The organism is Amycolatopsis sp. TNS106 (genome assembly GCF_019330265.1).
GTDB lineage: Bacteria > Actinomycetota > Actinomycetes > Mycobacteriales > Pseudonocardiaceae > Amycolatopsis > Amycolatopsis lurida.
Genome location: NZ_CP024972.1, coordinates 391,039 through 409,424 on the forward strand (window position 1 = coordinate 391,039; position 18,386 = coordinate 409,424).

Below are 18,386 nucleotides of genomic sequence, written 5' to 3' on the forward strand. Positions count from 1 at the left end.
CCCATCCGAAAGCGCCAGCGTTAATAGCTATTGCGATACTTAGAAGCTATAACCTTGCAACGTTGTATGTCAACCTCGGTCGATGGCAACGTCACAGGGCAAGACGCCCGGCAGGCGGGAAAGGTTCACTGCGCAGGTGATCGGGTCACCGGCCGGTGAGGTCGTCCAGTTCGTCCGCGATCAACAGGTCGGGGTCGAACTTCATACCGGTGAAGTGGCCGGCGAGTTCGAGCGAGAGCACGCCGTGCAGGCGGGTCCAGAACGAGAGCGCGCGGTGCAGCGTCGAAGACGGGGCCGGATCGTCGCCCGCCCAGTCGCGATGGCCGTCCAGATGCTTGTCGAACGGGGTTTCCGGCTTGTCCACGGTGATCGGGCGGCACGCTTCGAGCAGCACGGCCATGACCTCGCTCGAGATGGCGGTGGTGTCCTCTGGCGCGTGGTAGCCGGGGACTGGCGTGCCGTAGATGAGGAAGTAGCGCTGCGGGTCGCTCCGGGCCCAGTCCCGGATGGTGACGGCGAGCCCGGCCAGATCGGCGCCGTCGTCGAACGCCGCGCGGACGGTGTCGGCGAGGCTCCGGTACGCGTCGCGGATGAGCGCGGTGATGAGATCGTCGCGGCTGGCGAAGTACCGGTACAGGGCGGGACCGCTCATCCCGACCTGTTTGGCGATCGCGTTGAGCGACAAGGCGGGCACCCCGGCGGCGGCGATCTGCTCCCACGCGTGCTGTTTGATCTCCGCGCGCACCTGGTCGCGATAGCGCTCCCGCGGGCTCTGCCCGTCCGCGTCCGTCATCGGCCCTCCCGCTCTGTCGGCCCGAAGCTTAGTCGGCGCTCCGCGGGCAGGAGTGCCAGTTCGGCCGAAGCCTGTTCGCGCAGCGCGCCGAACGACGGCCCGGCGCAGAGTTCCACGGCCAGGGTGAGGCACTCGCCGGCTTCCTCGAAGGCGCCGGCCTCCCGCCAGGCCCGCCCTTCCCGGAAAGCGCAGATCGCCTCCAGGGCGTCGAAACCGCCTTCCCACGCGAGCCACCGGCTGGTGCGGTAATGGCCCGCGGCCTCCCGCCATTCGGCGAGATCGCCGAGCACGTCGCCGATGGCGCGCAGGGTCAGCGCCTTCAGCAGCCGATGGAAACCCGGATACGTGTCGCCGGCCAGCCGCTCGGCGTCGGAGAGCACGGCCCGGTGCACGGCGAGCGCTTCGGAATGCCGTCCGGCGTTGAGCAGCGCGCGCCCGTAGACGTTCCGCGCCGTGGTTTGCCCGTCCCAGAAGGGAAGTTCGCCCGCCAGCTCGTACCCGCGCTTCGCGAACTCGAACGCTTCGTCGTCCTTTCCGGTCAACCGCAGCACCTGGCCGAGGTAGATGGACGCCCAGGTCTGCTCGACGCGGTCGCCGATCCCGGCGGCGATGTCCAGCGCGCGGCGGTGAGACGCCACAGCGCCCTCGTCGTCGCCGAGGCAGACACTGGCCGCCCAGCCGACGAAGTTGAGCAGCTTCGCCTCGGCCCCGGCATCGCCGAGCGCGTTCGCCGCGGCCGCGCCCAGCGAGAAGATCTCCCACCACGGCCGCTGGGCGCTCCGCCCGTCGGAGTACCAGTGCAACGCGACGGCGAGGTCCCTGGCCTCCCGGTGCATGCCGTTCCTCGCGGCCACCCGGTGCGCGGCGACCCAGTTCCCGCCTTCGACGTCCAGCCAGCGGGCGCTCTCTTCCCGGGAACCGAACCGGCCGGTCTCCGTGGCCTTGGGATAGAACAGCCTGGCCGCCTCCGCCGCCTTGCCGAGCAGATGGATGAGCACGGCGTCCCGCGCGCCCGGGTCTTCCTCCGCCTCGAACCGTTCCTCGGCGAACAGGCGGATCAGGTCGTGGAACTGGTGCCGTTCCGGTTCCGCCGTGGCCTGCAGGAGGCTGGCGTCGACGAGTTCGTCGAGCTGGTCGCGGACGTCGGCGGGCGAGGCGCCGGAGACGACGGCCGCGAGTTCGAGACCGAAGTCGGGGCCGGGCACGGTCGCCAGCAGCCGGAACAGCCGCCGAGCCTCGGGTGAGACCGCGTGGTAGGACAGGTCGAACGCCGACCGCAGCCGCAGATCGCCCGCCGCGAGCGCGCGCAGCCGGGTGCTTTCGTCGCGCAACCGGTCGGCGAGCCGGGCCAGGGACCACTGCGGCCGCGTGGCGAGCCGGTTGCCCGCGATGCGGAGCGCGAGCGGCAGATACCCGCACAACTCGGCCAGTTCGCGGGCCGCGGCGGGCTCCGCGTCGACCCGGTCGGCGCCGATGATCCTGGCGAGCAGGCCCATCGCGCCGTCGTCCGAAAGCGCTTCGAGGGCGAGCCACCGGGCGCCTTCGAGCCCGGCGAGCGTCCGGCGGCAGGTGACCAGCGTGAGGGAACCGGGTCCGGTGACCAGCAACGGCCGGATCTGTGCTTCGTCGGCCGCGTTGTCGAGCAGCAGCAACACCTTCCGGCCTTCGAGCAGCATCCGCAGCAACGACGATCGTTCGGCTTCGGAGGCGGGCACCTGCCCCGGCGCGACGTCCAGCGCGCGCAACAGCCGGTCGAGCGCGGTCCCGGCGCTGAGCGGTCGTTCGTCCATCCCGCGCAGGTCCACCGCGTAACCCCCGTCCGGGAACTCCGCGCGCCACAGATTCGCGGCGGTCGCCGCGAGCGCGGTCTTCCCGACCCCGGCCTGCCCGACGATCGCGACCACGCCATCACCTTCGGCGACTTTCGCGGACAGCTGCTCCAGCTCGCTTTCGCGGCCGGACAGATCCGCGGTGGGCGCGGGCAGCGCGCAGGTCGCCGCGACCTGGGCGGCCAGCGCCGGATTCCGGCGGCGTCCCTGTTTGGCGACGGTCAGGAAGAACTCACGGTCGCCGCCGGTCAGGCCGAGCGCGTCGGCCAGCACCTCGGCGGAGCGTTGCTGGGCGGCTCGCGCGCGGCCACGCTCCAGCTCGCGCAGGGCACGGACACTGATCCCGGAAGCCTCGGCGAGGCGCCCCTGTGTCCACCCCGCGGCCCGCCGGTGTTCGAGCAGGAGCTCGCCGAACACCGACCGCTTCTCGTTCGTGTCCACCGCGGCCCATTCAACCGGCAGGCTTCCGCTGCCGAAAAGCTGCCCCCCGCTTCCGCTTGTCCCGTGTTCTCGGGGGCCGGTTACCTGGAAGGCATGTCGACGATCATGACGACGCCCGTCCGCCCGATCGTCCGGGCCGAAGAGATCCGGGTGGCCGTGCACGCCTCCGATCCGCTCGTGCGGGCCGGGCTGCACAGCGCGCTCGGCGACGGGCCCGGCATCAGCTTGCGCGACGACCCGGCGCAGGCCGACGTCCTCGTCGCCGTCGCTGAGGACGACCCGCGGCGCATCCCGGCCGGGTCCGCCCGGCTGGTCCTGGTGGCCGATCAGCCCAACCAGGCCGAGATCTGGGCCGCGGTGGAACGCGGGCTCGCCGTCGTCGTCGCGCGCCCCGAGGCGACGCCGGGACGGCTGCTGCGCGCGGTCGCCGACGCCCACGCCGGCCGGGGTGATCTGCCCGCCGAGCAGCTCGGCAGCCTGCTCCGCGGGATTTCGCGGCTGCACAAGGAAGTTCTCGAGCCCCGCGAGCTTACGCTCAGCGGGCTGTCGCCGCGTGAAACCGAAGTGCTCCGGCTGCTCGCGGAGGGATTCGACACCTGTGAGATCGCCCGGCGGGTGGCCTATTCCGACCGGACCGTGAAGAACATCCTGCACGGCCTGCTCAGCCGGTTCAATCTGCGCAACCGCACCCATGTCGTGGCGTACGCGCTCCGCGAAGGGCTCATCTGAGAAGTTTCAGATGACCCCCTCCCGGATCGCGTAGGCCACCGCGTGCGATCGGTTCCGCAGCCGCAGCCGGTCGGTGACGGCGTAGATGACGTTCTTCACCGTTCGCTCCGAATAGGCGAGTTCGGTGGCGATCTCCTGCGTGTCGAATCCGTCGGCCATCAAGCGGAGGACATCGATCTCCCGCGAGGAGAGCGCGGCCCCGGCGGGCCCGTTCGGCGCGAGCATCTCCCGGCGCAGCCGCTCGGCGTGTTCGGCCAGCCTGCCGAGCAGATCCCGCGGCGGGCCCACGGCGCCCGACGCGGCGGCACGGACGCTGTCGGCGACGCGGGAGTCGGTCATCGCCGACCTCGGCAGGATGGCGACCACCCGGCACGCCACCGCGACCGCGAGGCCGCCCTCCTCGATCCGGTCGGTCACCAGCACGATCGGCCTGCCGAATTCGGCGGTGACCGCACGCAGCGCGGTGCTCGCGTCGGCGGAGAGCCGGTCGAACGCGGCGACGACGACCTCGGTTTCGTTCCGCGCCCGGTCCTCGACCACCTGCACGGACGGGCGTGCCGCCAGGAGGTCGGCCATCCCGGCCTTCGTGATGGGGTCCAGTGCGCAGACGCTCACCCGAACCGGTCGCATATGCCCTCTTCTGTCCACTGTGGATATTCGATTTGTCAAGAGCCGCAGGGACAAAAAGCGTTGCCCGCATGAGCGAGTGGGGCTCTTGTACGGTGGGAACCGGGTAGCGGCCCGCCTCGGTGACCCCCACACCGATGGCGGGTCGCTTCCTTGTCCGCGGCTCGTGGCGATTCTGGCCCGCCGGCGACGATCCCGGCAACGCGTGCGCCCGCGTCCTGCTTTCCCCGCCAGTCGAGACTGTCCGAAGAGGCAAAACCGGCCCTGACCTGCGTTGACGCCACTTTGGCACAAGGTGGTGCCAACTTGGCCTTGCACTGGCGCCACGGTGGTGCCATGATGGCATCATGGATTTGACGCCCTTTGTGGACACCGTTCGCCGGGAACTCGCCGTCGCCGCCGAAGCGGGGGGAGCCGAGGCGAGCGCGCTCGCCGAACGCCTGACCGCGCCGCTCGCGTCGGCCATTCGTCTCGCGCTGCTGGACGCGCTGTCCGCTGCGTCGGACGAGATCACCCGCGACCTCGCGCCGGGTTCGGTCGAGGTCCGGTTGCGTGCCGGGGAAGCCAGCTTCGCCGTCACACTGCCGGAAGTCGACCAGGCAGAGCCGGTCGCGGCCGTCGCGCCCGAGCCTCCGGCGGCACCGCTGCCGGAAGACGAAGGAGCGACCGCCCGGATCAACTTCCGGCTTCCGGAACAGCTCAAGACACGCGTCGAGGAAGCCGCGGCCGCGCAAGGCCGTTCGGTCAACGCGTGGCTCGTGCGTGCCGCGTCCGCGGCGTTGAACCCGGCGGAGCGGGCCGCGCCGCCCGCCCCGCCGAGCGGCGCTCGTCGCGGCGTGCAGCGCTACACCGGCTGGGTCAGCTAGATCCTTTAGACCAGCACGAACATCGATCACACCACCTTCGAGGGGACAACCATGCCTTCTTTCGCCACTCCGGAACCCATTCTCGCGGACCTCGAGCCGGTCGTCGGCAACGTCCGGATCGTCGCCGGCGACCGCACCGACACGATCGTCGAAGTGGTCCCGCTCGACGAGAACAACGACTCCGACGTCGACGCGGCGAAGCGGACCGTCGTCGAGTTCTCCGGCGGCACCTTGACCGTCCGCGCGCCGAAGATGCGCCTGCTCGACTTCTCCAACCGGACGAGGGCGATCGACGTGACCATCGAACTGCCCGCCGGTTCCCGGGTACAGGGGAGCACCGGGCTCGGCGACCTGACCGTGACCGGGCGGATCGGCGGCTGCCGCTACCGATCCGGGACCGGGCACATCCATCTCGACCGAACCGGGGAGCTGAAACTGCATTCCGCGTCCGGGAACATCGTCGTCGAGCACGCCGAGGGCAACGCGGACATCAGCACGAGCTCCGGCCGCGTGCACGTCGGCCGGATCGACGGCACCGCGGTGGTCAAGAACTCCAACGGGGTGACCACGATCGGGGCCGCCGCCGATGCGATCCGCGTCCGTTCGGCCAACGGCGACATCACCGTCGACAAGGCCGAAAGCGGCGTCGAAGCCAAGACGGCCAACGGTTCGGTCCGGGTACTCGACGCCGCCAGGGGCACGCTCACCCTCGAGACTTCGTTGGGGGACATCGAGGTCGGCATCCGCGAGGGCAGCGCGGCCTGGCTCGACGTGAACACCCGATTCGGCCGCGTCCTCAACGACATGACCGCCGCCATCGCGCCCGGCGCCGCGGCCGACAAGGTCGAAGTCCACGCCGCCACTTCCGTCGGCGACATCGTCGTCCACCGCTCCTGAAGGGAAAACCCATGAGACACCCGGCCATTTCCGCGACCGGACTGCGCAAGTCCTACGGCGACAAGGTCGTCCTGGACGGAATCGATCTGCACGTCCCGACCGGTACCGTTTTCTCGCTGCTCGGCCCCAACGGCGCGGGCAAGACCACCACGGTCAACATCCTGTCCACCTTGGTCACTCCGGACGCCGGTACCGCGACCATCGCCGGAGCCGACCTGGGCACCGATCCGGACGGTGTCCGCGCCGCCATCGGCCTCACCGGCCAGTTCTCCGCCGTCGACAACCTCCTCACCGGTGAGGAGAACCTGTTCCTCATGGCGGATCTGCACCATCTGCCGCGTCGTGCGGGGCGCGAGCGCGCCGCCGAGTTGCTGGAACGGTTCGAACTCTCCGACGCGGCGAAGAAGACGCCGTCCACCTTCTCGGGTGGCATGCGGCGGAAACTCGACCTGGCGATGACGTTGATCGGCGATCCGAAGGTCATCTTCCTCGACGAACCGACCACCGGCCTCGACCCGCGGAGCCGCCGCACGATGTGGCAGATCATCCGGGACCTCGTCGACAGTGGCGTGACGATCTTCCTCACCACGCAGTATCTGGAGGAGGCCGATCAGCTCGCGGACCGGGTGGCCGTCCTCGACGGCGGCCGGATCGTCGCGCTGGGCACACCCGACGAGCTGAAGCGGCGTGTCCCCGGCGGGCATATGCAGCTGAAGTTCCCCGACGCGGTCTCCCTTCGTGACGCCACCCGCGTGCTCCGAGTGTCCACTTCGGACGAAGAAGCCCTGGCGCTCCGCGTGCCGACCGACGGCACGGTCACCGCCCTGCGCGCCGTGCTGGACCGCCTCGACGCCGAAGCCGTCGCCGTCGACAGCCTCACAGTGCACACACCGGACCTCGACGACGTGTTCCTCAGCCTCACCGGTCACCGGACCGATGCCACCAAGGAGCTGGCCCGATGAGTACCCTGTCCCTTTCGATGCGCGACTCGGCGACCATGCTGCGCCGCAACATCCGGCATATGCAACGGTATCCGTCGCTCACCATCATGCTGATCGGCCAGCCGATCGTGTTCCTGCTGCTGTTCGTCTACGTTTTCGGCGGCACGCTCGGGAACGGGCTCGGTGGCGGAGGCGGCAGAGCCGAATACGTCGGCTATGTCACGCCGGCCATCCTGCTCGTGACCGTGTGCAGCGCCGCTCTCGGCACCGCGATCTCCGTGGCGACGGACATGACCGAAGGCATCATCGCGCGGTTCCGCACGATGGCGATCAGCAAGGCGTCGGTACTGACCGGGCACGTCGTCGGCGCGCTCATCCAGACGACGATCGCCCTCGCCGTGGTCTTCGGGGTCACCCTGCTCGTCGGCTTCTCGCCGACGGCGGGAGTCGGCGAATGGTTCGCGGTCGCCGGCCTGCTGTTGCTGCTGACCCTCGCGCTCACCTGGCTTTCGGTGGCGCTGGGCCTGGCGGCCAAGAGCGTGGAGACGGCCAGCAACACGCCGATGATCTTCATGCTGCTGCCGTTCCTCGGCAGCGGGTTCGTGCCCACCGATTCGATGCCCGCGTGGCTGCGCTGGTTCGCCGACTATCAGCCGTTCACACCGGTCATCGAAACCCTTCGCGGACTGCTGCTCGGCACGCCGATCGGCAGCAGCGGCTGGCTCGCGATCGGCTGGTGCGTCCTGCTCTCGGTGGTCGGGTACGTGTGGTCGAAGTCCTTGTTCGCCAAGGAACGCGACCGCTGAGACGTCGGACTGGGGGTCGCCCCGGGCGGGAACGTTCTGTTCCGGTCCGGGGCGCCGGTCTTTCAAGGCCAGGCTCGTGATCAAGAGGAGTGGGCGGTGTCGTAGCGGCGGCGGTTGCCGTCGATCTCGTGCCGGTGTTCGTCGGCCCACTCGCCGAGTGCCACGGCGGAGTCCAGCAAGGTGGTGCCGAGCGGCGTGAGGGCGTAGTCGACGCGCGGGGGAACGCTGGGATGCACGGTGCGGGTCAGCAGGCCGTCGCGTTCGAGCTGCCGCAGTGTCAAGGTGAGCATGCGCTGGGAGATGCCGGTGATCGCGCGGTGCAGTTCGCTGAAGCGCAAGGACCGGTCGCGGAGCCTGCCGATGACCAGGATGGTCCATTTGTCGCCGATCAGGGCGAGGATGCGCAGTACCTGCCGGCACGCGTCGTCGTCCGGTTCCGGACTGCCGGAGCCCGCCCTCGGTGCGGTGGGCTTGCGAGTGGCCATGGGTTACCTCCGTGTGCGTCACCGACATGAATGTGCCGTCTTGCCGGCGAAGGCTCGGTGCCAAACCATGATGCTACGAACAAAGAGTAACCGTCGGCCCGTCGAAATGGTTCTTCGTGGCCGCGGTGGTGGGAAGGGATCAGGAATGGCGAAAACCCTCATCGTCGTCGGGGCCGGTCCGGGGCTGGGGATGGGCGTGGCCCGGAGCTTCGGCCGCCAGGGGTTCCAGGTCGGGCTGATCGCCCGGAACAAGGACACGCTCGACGGTCTGGCCGGCGAGCTGGCCGGACTCGGGGTGACCGCCGAGGCGTTTCCCGCCGACATCCGTGATCGTGCAGCGCTGGTCGACGCCCTCGCCGCGGCCAGGCAGGCGCTGGGACCGGTCGATGTGCTGGAGTACAGCCCGAGCCCGACCGGCGTGATCACCCACGCCGCACAGACCACGGTCGCGTCCGCCACCGAGCAATTCGAACTGCACGTGCTGGGCGCGGTGACGGCCGTCGGGCAGGTATTGCCGGACATGCGTGCGCGGGGCGACGGAACGCTGCTGCTGACCACCGGCGTCTCCTCGGCGATCCCCGCGCCCTTCCTGGCCAACGTGGGCCTCGCCATGGCCGGCCTGCGCAACTGGGCACACGCCCTGCACACCGAACTTCGCCCGGAGGGGATCCACGTGGCGACGGTGACGATCGCGTCCGGTGTCGTCCCCGGCGACCCGGTGGCCGACCCCGACGTGATCGGCGCCCGCTACCACGACCTGTACCGGCGGCGAGACCGCGCCGAAGAGGTCATCGGCGACCTCGACGCGTTCCGCGCCCTCGTCTCCGGCGCCGAAAAGCCCACCAGCGGGCTAGCCGCGTCCGACTTCGGACGGACGTCCGCGCACGGGGCCGGCTCCTAGCCTGAACGCACACATTCCGTTCGACATCAAGGAGTTCGGGTTGCCCCCCAAAACAGCCATCGTGGCGGCCCTCGTCATCGCCGCCGCGCTGACCCCGGCGGCGCCCGCCGCGGCGCAGGCGCCGGCGACGTCCGCCGCGCCGATCACCTGGCACGGTTGCACGACCGGCCCCGGTGACCGGCTCGGCGCGGAACTGGACAAGGCCGGCGCGCAATGCGGCGAGGTCGTCGTGCCGGTCGACTACCGGCGCCCGGAGGGCCGCGAGATCACCATCGCGCTGTCGCGGATCAAGGCCACCGACCCGGCGCGCCGCCGCGGCGTGGTGCTGCTCAATCCGGGCGGACCCGGTGGGCCCGCGATGGAGCTGGTCCTGGCCGGGCCATCGATGCCGGAGATCGCCGCGAGGTACGACCTCGTCGGCATGGATCCCCGGTTCGTCGGGCGTAGTTCACCGCTGCGGTGCGCTTGGCACACCGACACGTTCGCGCGGTCGGCCGGGCCGGACGCCAGGTCGTTCCGTGAGAGCGTGGCCTTCGCGAAAGAACTGGCGCGCGGCTGCTCGGGCAACGACCACGAGCTTCTGCTGGCCGCGTCCACCCGTAACACCGCGCGGGACATGGACGTCGTGCGTGCCGCGCTCGGCGAGCGGAAGATCTCGTACATCGGCGCTTCCTATGGGACCTATCTGGGCGCGGTCTATCTCCAGATGTTCGGTTCGCGGGCCGACCGGTTCGTGCTCGACTCCGCGGTCGATCCCGGCGTGTTCGGGCCGGGCCTGCTCCGGTCGACCGCCCCGGCGCTCGACGCCGCGCTGAAGAACTGGGCGAAGTCCGACGCGGGCCGGGAGCTGGGCGAGCAGACCGTGCGGGACATCGCGCGAGCGGCTGAGCGGCGGCCGTTCCGGGTCGGAAAGTACACAGTGGACGGTCACCTGGCGCCTTATCTGTTCTTCGCGCACCTCTACGACGACAGGCCCGCGTCGCAGGCCGAGTTCGCCGCGACCGTGCGGACACTCCGCGACGCCGCGGCGGGTCGTCCCGTGAAGCCTTCGCCGTCGTTGAACGAACTCCTCGACGGTTTGACGACCGGATCCGGCGCCGCGACCGATCGGGCCGGGACGCCGGTCGTCTGCGCGGATCGCGCGGCTTCCCGCGCGCCGGCGGAGTACTACCGGGACATCCAGTCGCATCGGCAGGCCGAGCCGCTGTTCGGCCCGCTGGCCCGCAACATCACGCCGTGCGCGTTCTGGCCCGTGACGCCCGCCGAACCCGCCACCCGGATCCACAACGGCTCACCGGCCTTGCTCCTCGGCTCGACCGGCGACCCGGCGACGCCCTACCCCGGGCAACTGTCGATGCGCAGGGCGCTCGCCGGATCGCGCATGGTGACGCTGGAAGGCGCGTACCGCCACTCGGTGTTCCTGAAGGGTGACGCGTGCGTCGACGCGGCGGTGCGGGACTACCTGCTCGGCGGCGAACTCCCCGCGGACCGGGTGTGCCGCTCGTGACGGATCAGCAGGCGAGATCGTGCCGCGGCCGTGCCCCGGTGACCAGGAACTCCGTCGCGAGGTCGTTCGCGCATCTGTTGTCCTTGAACAGATACGCCAGATGCCCACCCTGGTCGGCGGTGACCATCCTGGCGCGGTCGCCGAAGGCTTGACGCAGCTTCCGTGCTCCCGCCAGTGGTGTGGCGGGGTCGCGGAGGTTCTGCACGATCAGGACGTTCGACGGGCCGCGGCCGGTGATCTTCACGGGCGGTTCGATCGGTTCGGACGGCCAGAACGCGCACGGGGTGATGTCCGCGGCCGCCGCGCCGAACAGTGGGTGCCGGAACCGGTCGATGGCGACGTTGCGTCGATACGTGCCGACGTCCTCCGGCCAGTCGGAGTCGTTGCAGATTACGTGCAGCTGACTCGCGATGTAATTGTCCGACGGGTAGCCCGCACCGGACAAAGGCGTAGGGACGGGCTTCCCGGTGTCGAGCGCGCGCCAGGTCTCGGCCAGGTGCGGCAGCTTGCTGTCGTAGTAGAGATCGGCGAACGTGACGTGGCGGAACACTTGGCCGTTGTAGCCGTCCGGACTCGGGGTCCGGTCCAGGCGCGCGGCGAGTTCGAAGTACTTCGCCGTCACCTGCGCCGGCGTCCGGCCCAGGCCGTATTCGGGCTTGGAAGCGGCGAACTTCGCGAAGTCCGGAAAGCGGTCTTCGACGCCCTGGCCGAACAGGCGCGAGAAAGAGGCGTCCCAGCCGCCTGGGCCGGTCGCGCTGTCGATCAGGAACCGGTCGCTGCGCTCGGGGAACAACGACGTGTACACCGAGCCGAGGTACGTGCCGTACGAGATGCCGAAGTAGTTCACCTTCCGCTCGCCGAGCGCCTCGCGCACCCGGTCCATGTCGCGGGCGGTGTTGGCGGTCGTCATGTACGGCAGGAGCGGGGCGGTGGCCGAAGAGCCGCATTTCGCGGCGACGGCGGCGACCCGCTGCGCCTCGCTCGTGACGTCGGCCGAATTCCGGGCGTACCTCGGGATATTGGTCGGATGCTCCGCGGGGGACAGCCCGCACGTCACCGGCGTGCTGTTGTGGACGCCGCGCGGGTCCATCCCGATGACGTCGTAGCTGTCCAGCACTTCCTGCGGGATGTTCAGCCTCTTGAGGATGGCCGGAAAGGCCAGCCCTTCGCCGCCGGGACCGCCGGTGTTCGTCAGCAGCACTCCGCGGCGCTTCTCCGGTTCACTGCTCGCCAGCCGGGAGATCGCGATCTCGATGGTCTTCCCATCGGGGTCGCGGTAGTCCAGTGGTACCCGGATGGTGCCGCACTCCAGTCCGAGGTTCGCGGCCTCTTCCGGGCACGGTCCCCATTCCGGTGGCGGCGCCGCCGACGCTGTCGCCGGGGTCGCCGCCGTCACCAGCACTATGGCGAGAACGGGAAGAAGGGCCTTGCGCATACTTAGGACGGTCATCGGCGCGGCTCCCAGCGGAAGAGCCGCGTCGCCAGGACGACGGCGACGACGACCCACGCCAGCGTCGGGGCGAGCAGGAGCAGTGAATCGGCGATGGCCACGCCGCCGTTCCAGGCGTTGACGGCGAGTTCGGTCGCCGAGCCTCCGGGCAGAAGCCGTTTGACCAAGGTCAGCTCGTCGGTTCCGGAGATGCCGACCCAGCTGGCGACGGCGATCACGCCGAGACTGACCGGCAGGGTGGTGACCTGGGCGTGTTCGGGGGAGTTGGTCAGGCCCGCGGTGGCCAGGCCGAGGCCGATCATCATGGCGACGCTGGCGAGCACCGCCACCACCAGCAGGGCGACGTCGGCGGGCGTCCCGGTGATCGAGCCCAGCACGATCATGATCACCGCCACCTGGACGAGCGAGATGACGGTGACCGGCAGCACCAGGCCGACCAGGATCGACGCGTCACCCGCCGCCGTGGAGCGCAGCCGTTTGAGGAAGAGGTTCTGCCGTCGCGAGGCCAGTGTGGTCACCGCGCTGGTGTAGAGGCCGAACGCGCAGACGGTGAACATCACGATCGCCGCGATGTAGCCGAGGCTGCCGATCTTGGCGAAGACCTCGTGCTGGTAGACGAAGAACGCGGAAATGGCCAGCGGCATCACGAAGCTGGTGATCAGGACCGAGCGGTTCCGGAAGATCTGGATCAGTTCGCTGCGGGCTATCGAAAGCATGAGAGAGTCCTTTGTGGTCAGTCGTTGTCGATGGCGCGGAACACGTCGTCGAGCCGGGTCGGGCCCGCTTCGAGATCCCGTAGTTCGATGGCGTTGTCCTGTGCCCACCCCAGGAGGACATGCAGGTCCTTCTGCAGGCCGAAGGTCTCGATGACGAACTTCCCGTCGTGTTCGGTCCTGCCCTGCAGCGGCAGCGCCGGGGCCGAAGGCGGCAGGGCGAACCGGATCACGGCGGGCAGCGTCCGCGTGAGTTCGGAGACCGTGCCCTCCCGGTGGAAGGTGCCGCGGTGCATCAGGCCGATGCGGTCGGCGCGCTGCTGGGCCTCCTCCAGGTAATGCGTGGTGAGCACGATGGTCGAACCGTCCTCGCGGAGTTTGTCGACCGCGTCCCACAGCGCGTCCCTGGACTGGATGTCCAGACCGGTCGTCGGCTCGTCGAGGAACACCAGCCGCGGCGAGCCGTACACCGCCGTCGCGAAGTCGAGCCGCCGCTTCTCACCACCGGAAAGCTGCGACACCTTCGTGTCGGCCTTGCGGGTCAGGTCCACGATGCCGAGCACCCGTTCGAGCCGGTCCGTGCGCCGCGTCAGGCTCCCGATGAGGCGGATCGATTCCTTCACCGTCAGATCCGGTGAGAAACCGCTCTCCTGCAGCATGATGCCCATCTCGGGGCGGACGGCGGCGCGGTCCCGCGGGCTCTTCCCCAGCACTCGCACCGTGCCCGACGTCGGTTTCCGGTGTCCTTCCAGGGTTTCCAGGGTCGAGGTCTTCCCGGCGCCGTTCGTGCCGAGCAGGGCGTAGAACTCGCCCTGCCGGACCTGGAAGGACAGATCCTTCACGGCGTGGAAGTCGCCGTACTTCAGGTTCAGGCGGTCAACGTCGATTGCTGTCGAAGTCATGGCCTTATTCCAGCCGCTCCGCCGCGACCCGGCCAGTGAGATCACGTCACGAACGGGTATGACGCAGTGTCACTGGTGCCCGTCTTCGCGCAGGGCCGATACTGGGCTCATGTCTGCTGTGGACACCGAGCCGGCGAAGGGAAAGCTGCGCCGGCTCAACCTCACCATGTTCTTCCCGCTGCTCGTCGTCGGCGGGGTGATCGTGGTCGCGTCCGACGCGCGGACCTGGTGGCACGCGGTCGTCCTGAGCGCGGGCGTGCTGGCGGCCATGGTCGCCTTCGTACGGTGGGCCGCGGGCGAGGTCCTGCGGGTGGCGATCCCGTGCCTGGTCGTCACGGCGGCAGTGTGGCCGTTCTCGGTGCTGGTGGCAGGCGGGAGTTCGTCGTTCTTCGGCGTCTTCCTCGTGGGTTCCCTGGTCGTCCCCCAGTTGCCCCGGCACCGGATCGCGGCGGCCGTCGCGCTGGTCGCGTACATCGCGGCGGTGGGGGCGCTGAGGCCGCTGGTCTCGCACGAGGACGTCTCCGGTGAGCTGGTCGACTTCGTGTTCGTCCCGGCGGCGATCACGGCCGTCGTGCTCGGCCTCATGTTTCCCAACAAGCGGTTCTACGACGTCGTCAAGGAGCTCGAAGAGTCGCGTGAGCGGGAGGCGGAATTGGCCGTGATCCGGGAACGCGTCCGGTTCGCGAGCGATCTGCACGACATCCAGGGCCACACGCTGCACGTGGTGAAGCTCAAGACCGCGCTCGCCAGGAAGCTGGTGGACATCGACGCGGAGCGGGCGAAACAGGAACTGGGGGAGATCCACGCGCTCGTGGCCGACACGATCACCCAGACGAAGGAACTCGCCTACGCCCAGCGTCGCCTCAACCTTTCCGCCGAACTGGAGAACGCGAGGAACCTTTTCGAGGCAGCGGGGATCCGTGTGCGCGTCAACCGGGAGGCGGACGTCGATCCGGAGGCGGGACGGCTGCTCGGCCAGGTGCTGCGCGAGACCACGACCAATATCCTGCGTCACGCGCAGGCGACCCGCGTGCGGATCACGCTGTCGGAATGGAGCATCAGTATCGTCAACGACGGTGCCCAGCGAGCGCCGCTGCCCGAACTCCGCGGGCTGGCCGCGCTCGAACAACGTGTCGTCGCGGACGGTGGTGAACTGACGGTGCAACAAGAAGATGGGCAGTTCGTGACGGCCGCGTCCTTCCCCGTCCGGGAGGGACGATGACCACGGTCGTGCTCGCCGACGACGAAGCCCTGTTGCGCAAGGCGATGGCGGCGTTGCTCCCGCTCGAAGGCGAGATCACCGTCCTCGCCGAGGCGGAGAACGGCGAAGAGGCCGTCGAGGCCACCTTGCGGCACGAGCCCGACGTTCTGGTCATCGACCTCGAAATGCCCGGGGTGGACGGGCTGGGCGCGGTCGCGGAGATCCGCCGCACCCGGCCGAACCAGGTCATCCTCATGCTGACCCGGCACGCGAAGCCCGGGGTGCTCCGCAAGGCCCTCAAACTCGGCGTCCAGGGCTTCGTGAGCAAGGCCGCCGAGCCGTCACACATCACGTTCGTCATCGGCGCCCTGCACCAGGGCAAACGCTGGATCGACCCGGACGTCTCCGCGCTCGCCGTCGTCGACGACTGCCCCCTCACCGAGCGGGAGCTGGAAGTGCTGCGGGTGACCGGTGAGGGCTACTCCGTCGCCGAGATCGCCGCGCAGCTCCACCTCGCGCAGGGCACGGTGCGGAACTATCTCTCGAACGCGATGCAGAAGACCCAGACGCAGACCCGGCACGAAGCCGCCAGGTACGCCCGCGAGCACGATTGGCTTTAACGCGCCCGGACGTGCGCGCGCTCGCCCTGCGGTCCGAAAAGGACGAGGGTTTCGACCGCCTGTCCGTCGGCGGAGCCGAGCCAATGCGGCAACGCGGTATCGAACTCGGCGGCCTCGCCGGGCGGCAGGACCATGTCACGGTCGCCGACCACCAGCCGCAACCGTCCATTGAGGACGTACACCCATTCGTAGCCGCCGTGGGTCTGCGGCGTGGGTTCCGCCGGTTCGGCACGGCTGGGGATGAGCATCTTGAACGCCTGCACCCCGCCGGCCCGCCGGGTGAGCGGCAGGAACGTCATGCCGTGCCGGTGGATCGGCTGGAGGTGGATCCGCGGATCGCCGGTCCGGGGAGCGCCGACGAGGTCGTCGAGCGGCACGCCGTGCACGCGGGCCAGCGGCAGCAGTAGCTCCAGCGTGGGCCGCCGCCCGCCGCTTTCCAGCCGGGACAAGGTGCTTTCCGAGATCCCGGTCGTCGTCGACAGCTCGGCCAGGGTCAGTCCCCGGTGTTTGCGCAGCGCCCGCAGCCGGGGACCGACCGCGTCCAGTACCTCGTCCGTCTCGTCCATGTCGCCGATCTTGCCAGGTCGGCAAGTTTTCGTGCCAATTCGGCTGCTCCGGGACGAAGGTGTGGTCATGAACGCGACGGAATTCTGGGACGAACTCTACGAATGGCGCGTCGCCGGAACGCCGAAGGTGAACGCGAGACTGGCCGAGATCGCGGGCCCGCTGGCGCCGGGCACCGCGCTCGACCTCGGCTGTGGTGGCGGGGGAGACGCGGTGTGGCTGGCCGCCCGAGGCTGGCGGGTGACCGCGGTCGATCTCTCGGGAGCGGCCGTGCGCACGCTCCGGGCGCGCGGCGGACCGATCACGGCGCTCCGCGTCGATCTCGCCGAGGACTTCCCCGACGGCACCTTCGATCTGGTGTCGGCGCAGTACTTCCACACACCGTTCGCACTGGACAGGGCCCGGGTGCTGCGCAACGCCGCGGGCTCGGTGAATCCCGGCGGGCGGCTGGTCGTCATCGACCACGGCTCCGCCGCGCCCTGGTCGTGGAGCCAGGACGCGGACCATCCGACTCCCGGTGAGGTCGCGGCCGGACTGGAACTCGACCCGGCGGACTGGTCGATCGACCGCGCGGAGGCGGCGGAACGCCTGGCCACCGGCCCGGACGGCCGGACCGCGACGGTGATCGACCACGTCCTGGTTCTCCGGCGGGCCGGGCGATGAGCCGCAAACGTGACGCCGGGCCACCTGCGACGGGCGCAGGGGAGAAGGACGTCCTCGCCGGGTTCCTCGGCTACCTCCGCGCCGCCGTCATGGCCAAGGCCGAAGGGGTGCCGGAAGACCGGGCGCGCACTCCCGGCGTGCCGTCCGGCACGAATCTGCTGGGCCTGGTCAAGCACTTGACCCACGTCGAACGCCACTGGCTGCTCGGCCACCGCGTCACCGACTGGAAGGCGACGTTCCGGCCGGGACCGGACGACACGACGGCGTCGATTCTCGCCGCCTATCGGGAAACCGTCGCCGAGGCGAACGCCGAAATCGCGTCCTGGGACGACCTCGCCGCGACCGGGCCCCGCCGGGTATCACGACGCTGGACGCTGACCCACCTGATCGAAGAAACCGCAAGGCACGCGGGACACGCCGACATCCTGCGCGAACTGATCGATGGCGCCACCGGGCGCTGAAACGGAGATCCCCATGTTCCACCGAGCCGCCGCGTTCGTCGTGGCCCTCGTCCTGCTGACGGCCTGCGGTTCATCCACGGCCACCGCCCCGCCCTACGAGAACGTCACCCGCGGCGACACGGCGTTCGCGAGTCAGTTCCGGCACGAGTTCGCCGACGTCGACGGAGTGAAGATGCACTACGTCACCGGCGGCAAGGGCGCACCACTCGTCCTGCTGCACGGCTGGCCGCAGACCTGGTACGGCTGGCACCGGGTGATGCCCGCGCTGGCCGAGCACTTCACGGTGTACGCCCTCGATCTGCCGGGCCTCGGCGACAGCGCGGGCTCTCCGCCCGGCTATGACAAGGCGACCCTCGCGCGCTACGTGCACGGCCTCGTCGCCGGACGGCTCGGCCTGCGCGACGTCCGGATCGCCGGGCACGATCTCGGTGCCGCGGTCGCCTTCCAGTACGCGGCGCAATTCCCCGGCGATCTCACCAAACTCGCGTACCTCGATCTGCCGCTGCCGGGCCCCGCGCTCGACGCGACGGCCTATCGGAACCTGAGCTGGCACATCGCCTTCCACTCGCAGAAAACGGTTCCCGAAACCGTCATCGGCGACGACGTCCGCGAGTATCTGTCCCTGTTCTATCCGCAGGTCGCCTACAAGGGGACGGCTTTCGGCGGACCGGGGGCGCCGCCGCCGTTCGACGACGCCGAGATCGACGAGTACGCCCGCACCTACACGAGGCCGGAGGTCCTGCACGGCGGTTTCGAGCTCTACCGCGCGCTCGGGCAGGACGCGGCCGCGAACGCCGGCGCGAAACCGATCACGACCCCCACGCTCCTGATGACCGCGGAAGGATTGCTCGAACCGCAGAAGGCGACCCTGGCACCCCGCGTCGCGAACCTGGCCCGCGCCGTGGAGGTGCCGAGGGCGGGCCATTGGCTCGCCGAGGAGAATCCGGAGTTCGTGAGCGCCGAACTGGTCGCGTTCTTGAAGTAGTTGCC

20 protein-coding genes are annotated in these 18,386 nt (G+C 69.8%); 12 read left to right on the forward strand and 8 right to left on the reverse strand.

Translation table 11 applies throughout. From position 1 onward, the window contains the following. Positions 1–145 precede the first annotated feature (145 nt). Complete coding sequence (locus tag CVV72_RS01930) at positions 146–793, reverse strand: TetR/AcrR family transcriptional regulator (RefSeq protein ID WP_219150757.1); 648 nt, start codon at positions 791–793, stop codon at positions 146–148. Beyond that, the gene (locus tag CVV72_RS01935; protein ID WP_219150758.1) at positions 790–3,063 is read right to left on the reverse strand and encodes an NB-ARC domain-containing protein; all 2,274 of its coding nucleotides are present in this window, start codon (positions 3,061–3,063) and stop codon (positions 790–792) included. Before CVV72_RS01935 ends, CVV72_RS01930 begins: the two co-directional genes overlap by 4 nt. A gap of 63 nt (positions 3,064–3,126) precedes the next feature. On the opposite strand from CVV72_RS01935, the gene CVV72_RS01940 reads away from it, so the two are divergent. Then, positions 3,127–3,792, forward strand: a complete 666-nt coding sequence (locus CVV72_RS01940; RefSeq protein WP_255632461.1) for a LuxR C-terminal-related transcriptional regulator — start codon at positions 3,127–3,129, stop codon at positions 3,790–3,792. Between the two features lie 6 nt (positions 3,793–3,798). Here CVV72_RS01940 and CVV72_RS01945 read toward each other — a convergent pair whose 3' ends face one another. Next, positions 3,799–4,368, reverse strand: coding sequence for a LuxR C-terminal-related transcriptional regulator (locus CVV72_RS01945; RefSeq protein WP_219153767.1), 570 nt, complete (start codon positions 4,366–4,368; stop codon positions 3,799–3,801). A gap of 398 nt (positions 4,369–4,766) precedes the next feature. Here CVV72_RS01945 and CVV72_RS01950 point away from each other — a divergent pair, with 398 nt between their 5' ends. From CVV72_RS01950 to CVV72_RS01965, 4 genes are read left to right on the forward strand one after another with little or no spacing between them, the layout of a single operon-like run. Next, entirely contained in the window at positions 4,767–5,285 is a 519-nt protein-coding gene (locus CVV72_RS01950; protein ID WP_219150759.1) for a toxin-antitoxin system HicB family antitoxin, read from the forward strand. A gap of 51 nt (positions 5,286–5,336) precedes the next feature. After that, positions 5,337–6,182: a DUF4097 family beta strand repeat-containing protein gene (locus tag CVV72_RS01955; protein WP_219150760.1), complete on the forward strand. Its 846-nt coding sequence runs from the start codon at positions 5,337–5,339 to the stop codon at positions 6,180–6,182. Between the two features lie 11 nt (positions 6,183–6,193). Next, entirely contained in the window at positions 6,194–7,144 is a 951-nt protein-coding gene (locus CVV72_RS01960; RefSeq protein ID WP_219150761.1) for an ATP-binding cassette domain-containing protein, read from the forward strand. After that, on the forward strand, positions 7,141–7,929 hold the full coding sequence (locus CVV72_RS01965; protein WP_219150762.1) for an ABC transporter permease: 789 nt from the start codon (positions 7,141–7,143) through the stop codon (positions 7,927–7,929). Before CVV72_RS01960 ends, CVV72_RS01965 begins: the two co-directional genes overlap by 4 nt. Before the next feature lie 80 nt (positions 7,930–8,009). Here CVV72_RS01965 and CVV72_RS01970 read toward each other — a convergent pair whose 3' ends face one another. After that, positions 8,010–8,414 (reverse strand): helix-turn-helix domain-containing protein, encoded by a 405-nt coding sequence (locus tag CVV72_RS01970; RefSeq protein ID WP_219150763.1) that lies wholly within the window; start codon positions 8,412–8,414, stop codon positions 8,010–8,012. A 145-nt stretch (positions 8,415–8,559) separates the two neighbouring features. Here CVV72_RS01970 and CVV72_RS01975 point away from each other — a divergent pair, with 145 nt between their 5' ends. Continuing rightward, on the forward strand, positions 8,560–9,315 hold the full coding sequence (locus tag CVV72_RS01975) for an SDR family oxidoreductase (protein WP_255632462.1): 756 nt from the start codon (positions 8,560–8,562) through the stop codon (positions 9,313–9,315). A 40-nt stretch (positions 9,316–9,355) separates the two neighbouring features. Continuing rightward, positions 9,356–10,822 carry an alpha/beta hydrolase gene (locus CVV72_RS01980; RefSeq protein ID WP_255632463.1) on the forward strand — a complete coding sequence of 489 codons (1,467 nt, stop codon included), beginning with the start codon at positions 9,356–9,358 and terminating at the stop codon, positions 10,820–10,822. A 4-nt stretch (positions 10,823–10,826) separates the two neighbouring features. On the opposite strand, the gene CVV72_RS01985 is transcribed toward CVV72_RS01980, so the two are convergent. The 3 genes from CVV72_RS01985 to CVV72_RS01995 are packed head-to-tail and all read right to left on the reverse strand — an operon-like array spanning position 10,827 to position 13,887. Then, positions 10,827–12,257 (reverse strand): alpha/beta hydrolase, encoded by a 1,431-nt coding sequence (locus tag CVV72_RS01985; RefSeq protein WP_219150764.1) that lies wholly within the window; start codon positions 12,255–12,257, stop codon positions 10,827–10,829. An 11-nt stretch (positions 12,258–12,268) separates the two neighbouring features. Beyond that, positions 12,269–12,988 carry an ABC transporter permease gene (locus CVV72_RS01990; protein ID WP_219150765.1) on the reverse strand — a complete coding sequence of 240 codons (720 nt, stop codon included), beginning with the start codon at positions 12,986–12,988 and terminating at the stop codon, positions 12,269–12,271. A 17-nt stretch (positions 12,989–13,005) separates the two neighbouring features. Next, positions 13,006–13,887, reverse strand: a complete 882-nt coding sequence (locus CVV72_RS01995) for an ABC transporter ATP-binding protein (RefSeq protein ID WP_219150766.1) — start codon at positions 13,885–13,887, stop codon at positions 13,006–13,008. A gap of 118 nt (positions 13,888–14,005) precedes the next feature. Here CVV72_RS01995 and CVV72_RS02000 point away from each other — a divergent pair, with 118 nt between their 5' ends. Together CVV72_RS02000 and CVV72_RS02005 are read left to right on the forward strand one after the other, a co-directional pair. After that, positions 14,006–15,109: a sensor histidine kinase gene (locus tag CVV72_RS02000; protein WP_219153769.1), complete on the forward strand. Its 1,104-nt coding sequence runs from the start codon at positions 14,006–14,008 to the stop codon at positions 15,107–15,109. Next, on the forward strand, positions 15,106–15,708 hold the full coding sequence (locus CVV72_RS02005; RefSeq protein ID WP_034323874.1) for a response regulator transcription factor: 603 nt from the start codon (positions 15,106–15,108) through the stop codon (positions 15,706–15,708). Before CVV72_RS02000 ends, CVV72_RS02005 begins: the two co-directional genes overlap by 4 nt. Here the strand turns inward: CVV72_RS02005 and CVV72_RS02010 are convergent. After that, positions 15,705–16,274, reverse strand: coding sequence for a helix-turn-helix domain-containing protein (locus CVV72_RS02010; RefSeq protein WP_219150767.1), 570 nt, complete (start codon positions 16,272–16,274; stop codon positions 15,705–15,707). The genes CVV72_RS02005 and CVV72_RS02010 overlap by 4 nt on opposite strands. A gap of 67 nt (positions 16,275–16,341) precedes the next feature. Between CVV72_RS02010 and CVV72_RS02015 the strand changes: the two genes are divergently transcribed. Genes CVV72_RS02015 through CVV72_RS02025 form a run of 3 tightly spaced genes read left to right on the forward strand, consistent with a single transcriptional unit; the run spans position 16,342 to position 18,381 of the window. Next, positions 16,342–16,935 (forward strand): bifunctional 2-polyprenyl-6-hydroxyphenol methylase/3-demethylubiquinol 3-O-methyltransferase UbiG, encoded by a 594-nt coding sequence (locus tag CVV72_RS02015; RefSeq protein ID WP_219150768.1) that lies wholly within the window; start codon positions 16,342–16,344, stop codon positions 16,933–16,935. Beyond that, a complete protein-coding gene (locus CVV72_RS02020; protein WP_219150769.1) occupies positions 16,932–17,396 on the forward strand; it encodes a DinB family protein in 465 nt (154 codons plus the stop codon). Before CVV72_RS02015 ends, CVV72_RS02020 begins: the two co-directional genes overlap by 4 nt. Before the next feature lie 13 nt (positions 17,397–17,409). Further along, complete coding sequence (locus CVV72_RS02025; RefSeq protein ID WP_219150770.1) at positions 17,410–18,381, forward strand: alpha/beta fold hydrolase; 972 nt, start codon at positions 17,410–17,412, stop codon at positions 18,379–18,381. Positions 18,382–18,386 lie beyond the last annotated feature (5 nt).